Annotated in this window: 9 protein-coding genes and 1 tRNA gene; 9 read left to right on the top strand and 1 reads right to left on the bottom strand. The window is 70.8% G+C overall.

Annotated features, from left to right (window positions below; genetic code table 11):
* Nucleotides 1-312: 312 nt before the first annotated feature.
* The 9 genes from ACFC0Z_RS16935 to ACFC0Z_RS16895 all read left to right on the top strand — a co-directional run bounded on the left by ACFC0Z_RS16935 (nt 313) and on the right by ACFC0Z_RS16895 (nt 11,286).
* Nucleotides 313-1,485, top strand: a complete 1,173-nt coding sequence (locus ACFC0Z_RS16935) for a helix-turn-helix domain-containing protein (RefSeq protein ID WP_376438061.1) — start codon at nt 313-315, stop codon at nt 1,483-1,485.
* A gap of 132 nt (nt 1,486-1,617) precedes the next feature.
* Nucleotides 1,618-2,220, top strand: a complete 603-nt coding sequence (gene orn, locus ACFC0Z_RS16930) for an oligoribonuclease (RefSeq protein ID WP_360801044.1) — start codon at nt 1,618-1,620, stop codon at nt 2,218-2,220.
* A 117-nt stretch (nt 2,221-2,337) separates the two neighbouring features.
* Nucleotides 2,338-2,410 (top strand) — tRNA-His (locus ACFC0Z_RS16925).
* Between the two features lie 520 nt (nt 2,411-2,930).
* A complete protein-coding gene (locus tag ACFC0Z_RS16920) occupies nt 2,931-4,223 on the top strand; it encodes an extracellular solute-binding protein (RefSeq protein ID WP_376439128.1) in 1,293 nt (430 codons plus the stop codon).
* Nucleotides 4,220-5,218, top strand: a complete 999-nt coding sequence (locus tag ACFC0Z_RS16915; protein ID WP_376438059.1) for a carbohydrate ABC transporter permease — start codon at nt 4,220-4,222, stop codon at nt 5,216-5,218. The genes ACFC0Z_RS16920 and ACFC0Z_RS16915 overlap by 4 nt, the downstream gene beginning before the upstream one ends.
* On the top strand, nt 5,218-6,042 hold the full coding sequence (locus tag ACFC0Z_RS16910) for a carbohydrate ABC transporter permease (RefSeq protein ID WP_376438057.1): 825 nt from the start codon (nt 5,218-5,220) through the stop codon (nt 6,040-6,042). The genes ACFC0Z_RS16915 and ACFC0Z_RS16910 overlap by 1 nt, the downstream gene beginning before the upstream one ends.
* A gap of 160 nt (nt 6,043-6,202) precedes the next feature.
* Complete coding sequence (gene aspT, locus ACFC0Z_RS16905) at nt 6,203-7,885, top strand: aspartate-alanine antiporter (protein ID WP_376438055.1); 1,683 nt, start codon at nt 6,203-6,205, stop codon at nt 7,883-7,885.
* A gap of 16 nt (nt 7,886-7,901) precedes the next feature.
* Entirely contained in the window at nt 7,902-9,605 is a 1,704-nt protein-coding gene (gene aspT, locus ACFC0Z_RS16900; protein ID WP_376438053.1) for an aspartate-alanine antiporter, read from the top strand.
* Between the two features lie 31 nt (nt 9,606-9,636).
* Nucleotides 9,637-11,286 carry a bifunctional aspartate transaminase/aspartate 4-decarboxylase gene (locus ACFC0Z_RS16895; protein ID WP_376438052.1) on the top strand — a complete coding sequence of 550 codons (1,650 nt, stop codon included), beginning with the start codon at nt 9,637-9,639 and terminating at the stop codon, nt 11,284-11,286.
* A 154-nt stretch (nt 11,287-11,440) separates the two neighbouring features.
* Here the strand turns inward: ACFC0Z_RS16895 and ACFC0Z_RS16890 are convergent, their stop codons facing one another.
* A complete protein-coding gene (locus ACFC0Z_RS16890) occupies nt 11,441-12,979 on the bottom strand; it encodes a cellulose binding domain-containing protein (RefSeq protein ID WP_376438050.1) in 1,539 nt (512 codons plus the stop codon).
* Nucleotides 12,980-13,058: the final 79 nt, after the last annotated feature.

The following is a 13,058-nucleotide window of genomic DNA, read 5'->3' as shown; positions in this document are numbered from 1 at the left end:
AACGGTTGGCCAACCCCCCTGCCCACCACCGCGAAACCCCTGTGCCCAAGCCCCTGACCCTACGTCCACGGGATGTTCGCGCCATGGCGCCTTCCCCCCGCGCTCTCCGGGTGGAAGGCTTCGCCAACGATCGCTTCACGCCAAGTGGCCTTGTCGACAATCCACCGGATGGAGAACTTGTCACGGCGGCGCCACGGGACGCAGTAGATTCGATCATGGGTACCGAAGACTGGGGTTTCGTGCAAAACCGAGGGGAAACGTGCAGGTGCGACACGACCAGGGAGACGCGAACACCGAGGGGGGCTTAGCGTCATGAGCCAGGACTCCGCCGTAGTACCGGAGGTCGCGCGAAAGCTGTCCGGGCGCCGACGTCGCGAAGTCGTCGCGGTGCTGCTGTTCAGTGGCGGCCCCATCTTCGAGAGCTCCATCCCGCTCTCCGTATTCGGCATCGACCGGCAGGACGCCGGCGTGCCGCGTTACCGGCTGCTCGTCTGCGCCGGCGAGGACGGCCCGCTGCGGACCACCGGCGGCCTCGAACTCACCGCGCCGTACGGCCTGGAGGCGATCAGCAGAGCGGGCACGGTCGTCGTGCCGGCCTGGCGGTCGATCACCTCGCCGCCGCCGCCGGAAGCGCTCGAAGCGCTCCGTCGGGCACACGAGGAGGGCGCGCGGATCGTCGGTCTGTGCACCGGCGCCTTCGTCCTCGCCGCCGCCGGCCTGCTCGACGGCCGCCCGGCGACCACCCACTGGATGTACGCGCCGACGCTCGCCAAGCGCTACCCCTCGGTCCACGTGGACCCGCGGGAGCTCTTCGTCGACGACGGCGACGTCCTCACCTCCGCCGGGACCGCGGCCGGAATCGATCTGTGCCTGCACATCGTGCGGACCGACCACGGCACCGAGGCCGCGGGCGCGCTGGCGCGCCGGCTGGTCGTCCCGCCGCGGCGCAGCGGCGGTCAGGAGCGCTACCTCGACAGGTCTTTACCAGAGGAGATCGGCGCCGACCCGCTGGCCGAGGTCGTCGCCTGGGCGCTGGAGCACCTCCACGAGCAGTTCGACGTGGAGACCCTGGCCGCGCGCGCGTACATGTCACGGCGGACCTTCGACCGCCGGTTCCGCTCGCTGACGGGCTCCGCCCCGCTCCAGTGGCTGATCACGCAGCGGGTGCTCCAGGCACAGCGGCTGCTCGAAACCTCCGACTACTCGGTCGACGAGGTCGCGGGCAGGTGCGGCTTCCGGTCCCCGGTGGCTCTGCGCGGCCACTTCCGGCGCCAGCTCGGCTCCTCGCCGGCGGCCTACCGTGCCGCGTACCGCGCCCGTCGCCCGCAGGGCGAGGGGAGTACGGCGGTGCTCGACCCGGTCGTGCCCGTCCAGGTCCCGGCCGGCGTCCGGCGACCGTCCGCCCCGCTGGAGCCGGGGAAAACGCACGCTGACGTCTTCGTTCCCGGCCGCCCCTCTCTGCCGGGCCAGCGCAGCGCGCAGTAAGGCACCACCGACCCGCGGGGCCACAAGCCGCGCAACGCAGGAACGACGGGCGTCCGGGGACACCTCCCCCGGGCGCCCGTCGGCCGTTTCCCCCACGGGGTCGAGGCAGTCAAGAACCCCTAAGGTGGACGCATGAACGATCGCATGGTGTGGATCGACTGCGAGATGACCGGGCTCTCGCTGACGGACGACGCACTCATCGAGGTGGCCGCACTGGTCACCGACTCGGAACTGAACGTGCTCGGCGACGGGGTGGACATCGTGATCCGCCCGCCGGACGCGGCCCTGGAGACCATGCCGGAGATCGTGCGCCAGATGCACACGAGCTCGGGCCTGCTCGACGCCCTCGCCGACGGCACGACGCTCGCCGACGCGGAGGCCCAGGTCCTCGCGTACATCCGCGAGCACGTGAAGGAGCCGGGCAAGGCGCCGCTCTGCGGGAACTCGGTCTCCACGGACCGCGGCTTCCTCGCCCGGGACATGCCCGCCCTGGAGAGCCACCTGCACTACCGGATCGTCGACGTGTCCTCGGTCAAGGAGCTGGCCCGCCGCTGGTACCCGAGGGCGTACTTCAACAGCCCGGAGAAGAACGGCAACCACCGGGCGCTCGCCGACATCCGCGAGTCCATCGCGGAGCTGCGGTACTACCGCGAGGCCGTCTTCGTCCCGCAGCCGGGACCGGACTCGGAGACCGCGAAGCGGATCGCCGCGCGGCACGTCCTGCCCGCCGAATAGAGCCCTCCGGAGGGGGTCGCTCGCCCCCGGCGCGAATGCGGGCGCGAGCACCCCCCAAGACCCTGTAGACTTCTTCTCGGCCGGTCAGGGAAACCTTCGGGAAAACCGCCGGTCATGGTGGGTATAGCTCAGCTGGTAGAGCACCTGGTTGTGGTCCAGGATGTCGCGGGTTCGAGTCCCGTTACTCACCCTGATGGATTCAGGCCCCGGTTCGGAAGAACCGGGGCCTGAGTCGTTTTCATGTCCCGGAACCCGCCCGCCGGGCGCCGATGTGACGGAGCGCACACCGGAGCTGCCCTGGGCCGGGAAGGTGAGTTCCGGGTGTCGCGGCGGGCCGGACGGCGGGAGCGCGGCTACGGTCCCGGGCCATGGGCTGGCGACGGGGCGGGACGTACGGACGGGGCCGCTGCGCGGGGCCGCACCCCACCCCGCCCCTTCCCGAAACCGGGGGCTCTGCCCCCGGACCCCCGCGCCTCAAGCGCCGGCGGGGCTGGATTTTCCGCCCTGCGGGCGGAAACTCAGCCCGCCCAGCCTTTGAAGCCACGGCCGTCAGACCGTACGTGGTCTGGGGCGCAGCCCCGACACCCCAGCCCCGCCGGCGTTTGAGGCGCGGAGTCTGGGGCGGAGCCCCAGTTCGGGAAGGGGCGGGGTGGGGAACAGGCCCCGCGCAGCGGCCCTCCGCGCCCCGCCGGGTCCCGCGACTCCTCCTCCTGCTCACGGCGCTCGCCCTCGTCGCGGGCTGCGCCACCGACCCGCCCGACCCCCGCCCGTACACACCCCGCCCCCCGGCCGACGCCGACGCCCCCGCCCGCCGCACCACCCTCACCATCGGCGTCTTCGGCACCTTCGGCCTGCAGGAGGCCGGCCTGTACGACGCGTACATGCGGCTGCGTCCGGACATCGCGGTCCGGCAGACGTCGCTCACCCGGAACGACGTCTACTACCCGCAGCTGCTCACCCACCTCACCGCGGGCTCGGGCCTGGCGGACGTGCAGGCGGTGGAGGTGGGGAACATCGCGGAGGTCCTGGAGACCCAGGGCGGCCGGCTGGACGACCTCGGGGCCGTGCCGGGGGTCGACGCCTCCTCCTTCCTTCCCTGGAAGTGGGCGCAGGGCACGGCGGCGGACGGCCGGACTCTCGCGCTCGGCACGGACATCGGGCCGCAGGCGGTCTGCTACCGGAAGGACCTGTTCGCGCGGGCGGGGCTGCCGACGGACCGGGACGCGGTGGGCCGCATGTGGGCGGGCGACTGGCGGAAGTACCTGGCGGCGGGGGTGGCGTACCGCCGGCGGATGCCGTCGGGTCCGGCGTTCACGGACTCGGCCTCCGGGGTGCTCTCGGCGGTCACGGGCAGCGCGGCGCTGCGGTACTACGACGAGCGCGGCGATCTGATCGTGGCCACGAACCCGGCGGTACGGGAGGCCTGGGACCTCGCGGCGGCGTTCGCCCGGCAGGGGCTGACGGCCAGGCTCCAGCAGTTCACGCCCGGCTGGGACCAGGCCTTCGCGAACGGCGCGTTCGCCACGGTGGCCTGCCCTGCCTGGATGCTCGGCTACATCCGGGACAAGGCGGGCCCGGCCGGGCGGGGCCGGTGGGACGTGGCGGCGGCTCCGAGGCCGGGCAGTTGGGGCGGCTCCTTCCTGGTGGTCCCCTCGGCGGGCCGCCACCGCGCGGAGGCGGCGGCCCTCGCGGCCTGGCTGACGGCCCCGGCCCAGCAGGCGGTGCTGTTCGCGCGCCGGGGCAGCTTCCCGAGCGCGGCGGCCTCGTACTCCCTCCCGGCGGTGGCGGACGCCCGCAGTCCGTACTTCGCCGACGCCCCGGTGGGCCGCGTCTTCGCCGCGGCGGCCCGGGGCGTCCCCCGGGCGCCGGTGGGCCCGAAGGACGCCCTCGTCGCCCAGACGCTTTCCGACGTCGGCATGCTCCAGGTCGACCAGACGGGCCGTTCCCCGGAGTCGGCGTGGGACGAGGCGATGCAGGCGATCGACAATGCGCTGGACCGATGACGGAGACGCGGGTGAACCCCCCGGTGCCGCAGGCCGGCCGAGTCGACGCCGGGGCACGCGCGGATAGGCGCGGGCCCGGCACGCGCCCCCGCCCCCGTCCCCGCCCCACCCCCACCGGCTCCCCCTGGGCCCCCTACGCCCTCGTCGCGCCCTTCTTCCTCCTCTTCGCCGCCTTCGGCGTCTTCCCTCTCCTCGCCACCGGGTGGGACTCCTTCCACCGGGTCGAGCTCACCGCGCCCTCGGACCGCGAGTGGGTCGGCCTGCACAACTACGCGCGGCTGCTCGACGACGGGTTCTTCTGGAACGCGCTGTTCAACACCGTCACCATCGGGGTCCTCTCGACCGTCCCGCAGCTCCTCCTCGCTCTCGGGGTCGCGCACCTTCTCGACGTACGGCTCCGGGGGCGCGGGTTCTTCCGGGTGGTGGCGCTCGCGCCGTACGCCACCTCCGTGGCCGCGGCCACGCTCGTGTTCGCGTTGTTCTACGGGCGGGACCACGGGATGGCCAACTGGGCGCTCGGTCTCCTCGGCGTCGGGCCGGTCGACTGGCAGAACGGGCCGTGGGCCTCGAAGTTCGCCGTGTCCTCGATCGTGGTCTGGCGCTGGACCGGGTACAACGCGCTGATCTACCTCGCCGCCATGCAGACCGTCCCCCGCGAGCTGTACGAGGCGGCCGCGCTCGACGGGGCCTCTCGGTGGCGGCAGTTCAGGCACGTCACGCTGCCGGGGGTGCGGCCGGCCATCGCGTTCACCCTGGTCGTGTCGACCGTCGGCGCCGTCCAGCTCTTCGGCGAGCCGCTGCTCTTCGGCAGCGGCGCCGGTGCGACGGGCGGCGCGGACCACCAGTACCAGACCCTGGGGCTCTACCTGTACGAGCAGGGCTGGGTGAACCTCCATCTCGGCCGTGCCGCCGCCCTCGCCTGGGTCATGCTCCTCGGCCTCGCCGTCGCCTTCGCCTGCACCCGTGCCGTACGTCGCAAGGGCGGAGGCGGCTGATGCGTACCGACCGGCCGCGCTGGGGCACGTACCTCCTGCTCGCGCTGTTCACCGCCGTCTCGCTGTTCCCGCTGCTCTGGACGGCGATCGCCGCCTCGCGTACGAGCACCCGCCTCGCCGCCACCCCGCCCCCCTTCCGCTTCGGCCGGAACCTGCCCCGGAACCTGGAGGCCGCCTGGACCGACGCCCGTCTCGGGGACGCCCTCGTCAACACCGCCGTGGTGGCGAGCGCGGTCGCCGTCGGCACCGTGCTCTTCTCGACGCTCGCCGGTTTCGCCTTCGCCAAGCTGCGGTTCCGTCTGCGCGGCCCGCTGCTCCTCCTTGTCGGCGCGACCCTCCTCGTCCCGCCCCAGCTCGGTGTCGTCCCGCTGTACCTGCTGATCGCCCGGCTGCGGTGGACGGACGAGCTGCAGGCGGTGGTCCTGCCCGCGCTCGTCTCGGCCTTCGGGGTGTTCTTCATGCGCCAGCACCTGGACCGCGCGCTGCCGACGGAGGTCCTCGAAGCGGCCCGGATGGACGGGGCGGGGACGGCGCGGACGGTGTGGCACCTGGTCCTGCCCGCCGCGCGTCCGGCGATGGCGGTGCTCGGGATGCTGTCGTTCGTCGCCGCCTGGAACGACTTCTTCTGGCCGGTCCTCGCGCTGTCGCAGACGGGCAACCCGACCGTGCAGGTGGCGCTCACGGGTCTGGGGCGCGGGACCGTGCCCGACCAGTCGGTGGTGATGGCGGGGGCGCTGCTCGGGACCCTGCCGCTGCTGCTCGTTCTCGCGCTGTTCGGGCGGCACATCGTGGGCGGGGTGATGCGCGGCGCGGTGAAGGGGTGAGAGACGGGGCCGAGTTCACTCGTACGAAGGACGTTCACCCGAACGGGTGTAGCTCACCCGTACGGGCGAGGCGGAGATCCTCTTTGCCCTGCCCCCTGTTAATTTCCCTTTATGTCCGAGATTCTCACTTTTTCTCCCCACCGGGGCGAGGTGACGGCCGATGGGAGTCCTGCGTGACCATCCCGAACTCGCCCTGTTCCTCTGCCTTGCCGCCGGCTATCTCGTGGGCAAGCTGCGGGTCGGCCCCATCACCCTGGGCGGCATCTGCGGCACCCTGATCGTCTCGCTGCTGCTGGGCGCCTGGGCGAAGGTCACCGTCTCCGACGACGTGAAGACGATCTTCTTCGCGCTCTTCATCTTCTCCCTCGGCTACCTGGCCGGACCGCAGTTCTTCGCCAACCTCAACAAGAAGAGCCTGCGCTTCTTCACGCTCTGCCTCATCGAGGTCGTCTGCGTCGTCGGCATCGCCCTCGGTCTCGCGGAGGCCTTCGACCTCGACGTCGGCACCGCCGCGGGCATCCTCGCCGGCGCGGCCACCGAGTCGGCGGTCGTCGGCACGGCCACCGAGGCCATCGGCAACCTCACCACCCTGACGCAGGAGCAGATCACCGAGTACCAGGGCCACGTGGCCACCGCGTACACGGTCTGCTACCTCTTCGGACTCGTCACCATCGTCATCTACACCAGCCAGATCATGCCGATGATGCTGCGGATCAACCTCCGCGACGCCTCGCGCGAACTGTGGGAGAAGATGCGGGGCTCCGGCGGGGGCCTGGAGTCGGACGAGCGCGAGGCGCTCCCGAACATGGTCGGCCGGACCTTCCTCGTCACGCTCGCGGACGGTGCCAAGGTGGGCGACCTGGAGCGGCGCCTCGGCGGCCGGGTCACGGTCGAGGCCGTGAAGCGGGGCAGCAAGGTCCTCACCCCGCCCCCGCAGGACTTCGAACTGACCCTCTCGGACCTGGTCCTGACCGTCGGCCGACGGGCCAACATCATCGAGGCCGGGAAGGTCATCGGCCCCGAGACCCCGGCCGTCCCCGGTCTGGACACCCCGCTCGCCACGACCGAGATCTCGCTGACCGACAAGACGGCGGTCGGCAAGTCCCTCGACGCCCTCGCCAAGGAGCACCCCGAGTTCTCCTCCGGCGGGGTGTACGTGACGGACGTGCTGCGCAACGAGCAGCACCTGCCCGCCACCCCCGAGACCGTCGTCCACCGCGGTGACGTGCTCACCCTGGTCGGCGCCCGCTCGGGCCTCGGCAAGCTGGCGGGGAAGATCGGCGCGGTCGTGAAGAACGACGCGACCGACTTCATCTACCTCGGACTCGGCATCGTCGCGGGCTCGCTCCTCGGACAGGTCGTCGTGACGTTCGGCGACGTCCCCATGTCGCTCGGCACCGGCGGCGGCTGCCTCATCTCCGGTCTGCTCTTCGGCTGGTTCCGCTCGCGTACGCAGACCTTCGGCGCCTTCCCTCCCCAGGCCGCGACCACGCTCAAGGACATGGGCCTCGCGATCTTCATCGCGTGCACGGGTCTGGTCTCCGGCCCGCAGGCCTGGCCGCTGCTCCAGGAGTACGGCGCGCTGCTGCCGTTCGCCGGCATCGCGATGGTCCTGGTCCCCGCGACGATCTCGCTGGTCGTCGGCATCAAGCTGCTGAAGATCGAGAAACCGATCCTCATCGGCGCCATCGCCGGCCAGCAGTGCTCGACCCCCGCGATCACCTCGATCGGCCAGGTGGCCCAGAGCTCGGTACCGATGCTCGGCTACACGATTACGTACACACTCTCGAACTTCCTGCTCCCCCTGACCGGGCCGCTGCTCGTCGGCATCCTCGGAGCGTGAGAGGACCCATGACCTCATGATCGACTTCCTCAACAGGAACATCTTCCAGCCCCATCCGGAGCTGTTGGTCTTCATCACCGTGGCCCTGGGCTTCCTCTTCGGGAAGCTCCGCTACAAGGCCATCGCGCTCGGCGCCGTCACCGGCTGCCTCGTCGCCGGTCTGCTGCTCGGCGCCCAGTTCAAGGTCACCATCGACGGCACCGTGAAGAGCCTCTTCTTCACCATGTTCCTCTTCGCCCTTGGCTACAAGGTCGGCCCCCAGTTCTTCCGGGGCCTGAAGAAGGACGGCATGCCGCAGGTCCTCAACGCGATCGTGGTCTGTGTGACCGGTCTGCTCGTCTGCTGGGGCTTCGCCTCCATGCTCGGGTACGGCCCCGGTCTCTCGGCCGGTCTCCTCGGCGGCGCGCTCACCCAGTCCGCCGTCATCGGTGTGGCGCAGGACGCCATCGCCAACCTCCCCGGCTACTCCGCGGACCAGCTGAAGAGCGAGGAGAACCTCGTCGCGATCGGCTACGCGGTCACGTACCCGCTCGGCACGATCCTCTGCGCGATGCTCCTCGCCAACGTCCTCCCCAAGCTCTACAAGCGCGACCTGGCCGCCGAGTCGGCGCAGATCGCGAAGGAGATGGACTCCCCCAGCGACAACCCGGACCTCGCCGAGGGCTACTACGAGGTCGTGCTCCGCGCGTACAAGATCCAGCGCCCCGACCTCGTCGGCCGCACGATCGACGACTTCGAGAACCAGCAGCAGGCCCTCGGCCACCGCATCTACATCACCCGGGTGCGGCGCGACGGAGAGATCCTCGACCACAACCAGCAGACGGTGCTCCGCGAGAACGACGTCGTGGCCGTCAGCGCCCTGCGCGGCTCGCTCGTCGACTTCGACGCCCGGACGCACGTCGGCGCGGAGACCGACGACGTCGAGCTCCTCGGCTACCAGACCGAGTCGCTGCACGTCGTCGCCTCGAACAAGGAACAGCTCGGCAAGACGGTCGCGGAGCTGCGCCGCGAGCCGTTCATGGTCGGCGTGTACATCGACAAGATCTACCGCTCGGGCGCGGAGTTCCCGTACCGGCTCAACACGAAGCTGGAGCGCGGCGACACGGTCATCCTGACCGGTCCGAAGCGGCTGGTCGACCCGGCGGGCAAGGCGATCGGCAAGCCGGTCCCGACCTCCTTCGCCACCGACATGCTCTGGGTGGGTCTCGGCATCTTCCTCGGCGGCTGCATCGGCATCCCGGCCCTGACTGTCTCGGGCGTCCCGATCTCGCTGTCCACCTCGGGCGGCGCGCTGATCATGGGTCTGATCTTCGGCTGGATCCGTGGCAAGTACCCGACGTACGGCAACGTGCCCCCGGGCGCCCAGTGGTTCATGGACACCTTCGGTCTCTGCGCCTTCGTCGCGGTCGTCGGCATCAACGCCGGTCCGAGCTTCACCAGCGGCCTGTCGCAGGCGGGCTGGGGCCTCCTCGTGTGGGGCGCGGTGGCGACGGTGATCCCGCTGATCGTGGGCTTCCTGGTCGGTCACTACATCCAGAAGATCCGCTTCCCGATCCTCATGGGCGTCCTGGCCGGCGGCCAGACGACGACAGCGGCGATCGGCGCGATCAACGAGCAGTCGAAGTCCCAGGTACCGGTGCTCGGCTACACGATCCCCTACGCGGTGGGCAACGTCCTGTTGACCATCTGGGGCGCCGTGATCGTCATCCTCAACCACTGACACCCACCCCCCGCGAACCAAAGGACGCACCGTGCCCAAGACCTCGTTCTCCCGCGAGGAGATCCAGTCCTTCGCCCAGCTCTCGCCGTTCGAGCTGAAGGACAAGTTCATCCAGATCGCGCAGGCCGCCCAGGCCGACAAGCCCGGTCAGAAGGACAAGTCGCAGACGCAGATGCTCAACGCGGGCCGCGGCAACCCGAACTGGGTCGCCACCGGCCCCCGCGAGGCCTTCTACGCCCTGGGCTACTTCTCGCTCTCGGAGTCCCGCCGGGTGTGGACCGCCGACAACCTCGGCGGCATGCCGGAGGCGTCCGGCGCCGGAGCCCGTTTCGACACCTTCGTCCGCCAGCACCCGGACCTCCCCGGCATCGAGATGCTCCAGAACTGCGTCGAGTACGCGGTCGAGCGCTTCGGCTTCGACAAGGACGCCTTCGTCCACGAGCTCACCGACAGCACGATCGGCGACAACTACCCCGTCCCGGACCGCATCCTGACCCACACCGAGCAGATCGTCCGCGGCTACATCGCCGACGAGATGTTCGACAAGCGCCCGCCGGCCGGGAACATCTCCTACTTCGCGACCGAGGGCGGCACCGCCGCCATGTGCTACATCTTCGACTCGCTCATGAAGAACGGGATCCTGAAGAAGGGCGACAAGATCGCCCTGATGGTCCCGGTGTTCACCCCGTACATCGAGATCCCCGAGCTCGACACGTACGAGTTCGACGTCGTCACCGTCAACGCCAGCATGATGGCCGAGACCGGCGTCCGCGAATGGCGCTACCCGACCGAGGAGGTCGAGAAGCTCGCCGACCCGTCGGTGAAGCTGGTCTGCGTCGTCAACCCCTCGAACCCGCCGTCGCTGGCGATGAGCGAGCGGGTCGCGAACCAGATCAAGGACATCGTCGCGACGAAGAACCCGAACCTGCTCGTCGTCACCGACGACGTGTACGGCACCTTCGTCGAGGGCTTCCGCTCGCTGGCCGCCGACATCCCGCGCAACACGCTGCTCGTGTACTCGTACTCGAAGCACTACGGCTGCACCGGCCACCGCCTCGGCGTCATCGGCCTCCACGACGACAACGTCATCGACGAGATGATCGCCAACCTCCCCCAGTCCGAGAAGGACCGCCTGAACAAGCGGTACGGGACCCTCACCCTGGAGCCCGAGAAGATCCGCTTCATCGACCGGCTGGTCGCGGACTCCCGGCAGGTGGCCCTCAACCACACGGCCGGGCTCTCGCTGCCGCAGCAGGTCCAGATGTCGCTGTTCTCGCTCTTCGACATGCTGGAGGAGGGCCAGGCGTACAAGCACAAGATCCGCGCGATCGTCCGCCAGCGCCTCGACCTCCTCCTCGAAGGCGCCCAGATGAAGATCGCCGACGACGACAAGCGCGCCGGCTACTACATCGAGCTCGACCTGCTCGCCGAGGCCGAGCGCGTCCACGGCAAGGACTTCGCGGACTTCCTGGAGAAGAACTACGAGGCCGTCGACCCGCTGTTCCGCCTCGCCGAGCAGACCAGCGTCGTCCTGCTCAACGGCGGCGGCTTCGACGGCCCCGAGTGGTCCGTCCGCGTCTCGCTCGCCAACCTCGACGACCTGGACTACCTGAAGATCGGCCACCACCTGCGGGCGATCTTCAACGACTACGCCGAGGAGTGGAAGACCTCGCGCGCCTGACGGAACGGACGGCGGCGGGAACAGGGGTGCGCGCCCCGACCGGTGGTGGGGTTTCGCCGGTCGGGGCGCGCGTCTGTGGGGGGGCTTGGGGGGCCTGGGCCTACGGCCTACTGGGCCTACTGGGCCTACCGGGCCTACCGGGCCTACCGGGGCCTTACTTGTAGGCGGCGAAGGCCTTCGTGAAGGCCAGCGGCTGCTGGAGGATCGAGGAGCAGGTGGGGTCGGCGTAGTTCACGGCACCGGCGGCGCACTGCTTGTCCCGCGTCGAGGACCACATCGCGAGCCAGGCGAGCCCCTTGGACTTCGCGAAGTCCACGAGCTGGGTGGCGTCCTCGACCCGGAAGACCTCGCTGGTCACGTCGTTCACGCCGATCATGGGGGTCACGGCGACGGCCTTCCAGGCGGCGGCGTCGGAGAGCCCGAGGACGCCCTTGACCTGCGCCTGGGTCGCGGTGGCGGCCTGGATCGCGTAGGTCCCCATGTCCGCGCTGTACGCCGGCCCGTAGTCCATCGCCATGATGTTGACGGCGTCGACGCGCACCCCGTTCTTCTTCGCGTCGGCGAGCAGGGCCACGCCCGGCTGGGTCAGGCCCTCGGGCATGACGGGCAGCGTGAACGAGACGTTCAGGCCGGGGTGGTCCTTCTGGAGCTGCGCGATCGCCTGCGAGCGGCGGGTGTTGGCGGCCGTGTCGGGCAGGGCCGCGCCCTCGATGTCGAAGTCGACCTTGGTCAGCTTGTACTGGTCGACGACCTTGCCGTACGCGGCGGCGAGCGCCGGGGCGGAGGAGCAGTTCAGGGCCAGCTCGTGCCCGGCGGCGCCGCCGAAGGAGACCCGGACGTCCCCGCCCTTGGCGCGCAGGGCGCCGATCTGGGAGGCGACCCGGTCGCTCGCGAGGTCGGTGACCCCGCCCCAGAGCGGGGCGCAGGAGCCGCCGGAGGTGATGAAGGCGAGGGTGAACTCCTTGACACCGGTGGCGTCGGCGGTCGCGAGGAGGTCGTACGTCGGGTAGAGCGAGGTGTCGACGTACGGGGCGAACTTGGCGGCCGTGACCGGGGCGGGCGCGGACGTGGTGGGGGCGGCGGTCGGCGCGGTCGTGGTGGGGGCGGCGGTCGGCGAGGTCGGGGTGGGGGTGGGGGCCGGGGTGGTCGTCGTCGGCTTGGCCGTGGTGGGGGTCACGGTCGGCGTGGGCTTCACGGTCGGGGTCGCCGTGGCCGTCGGCTGCTCCGTCGGGCGGCCGCTCGGGGTGGGCGCCGGTCCTCCCGCCGAACAGGCGACCTTGTTGATGAGGCAGTCGGCCGGGTCGCCGGCCGCGCCCGTCGCCGAGGTCACGAAGCCGACGGTGACCGACTGGCCGGGCGCGAGCTGCCGGTTCCAGCTCGCGGGCTTCACGGTGACGTGGCGGCCGGCGACGGTGTGCTCGCCGTTCCAGAGGGAGCCGAGGGTCGTCCCGCTGGGGAGGTCGAACTCCAGGGTCCAGTCCGTCTGGGTGGTGGAGCCCGCGTTGGTGACGACGTACTGGCCGGTGTAGCCGCCCGTCCAGGCGCTGGTCCTGGTGTACGCGGCGCCGACACCGGCGGCCTGGGCCGTACCGGCGAGCGCGAAGGCGGTGCCGCCGACGACGGCCGCCGCGACGATTCCGCCGATGACCTTGGTGCGCGTTTTCGTCGTACGCCGGTGCGAACTGGTGCCCATCGCTGTGCCTGCCTCTGTGGGGGTGGGTGCGGCAGCACGCTAGCGACCGGGAAACGGACAAAGGGCCCTTCGCGGACGG

Origin of the sequence: Streptomyces sp. NPDC056144 (assembly GCF_042264145.1) — a bacterium.
Lineage (GTDB): Bacteria > Actinomycetota > Actinomycetes > Streptomycetales > Streptomycetaceae > Streptomyces.
Note: the sequence above shows the minus strand (reverse complement) of the source record. Positions and strands in the feature narration are given on the sequence as shown.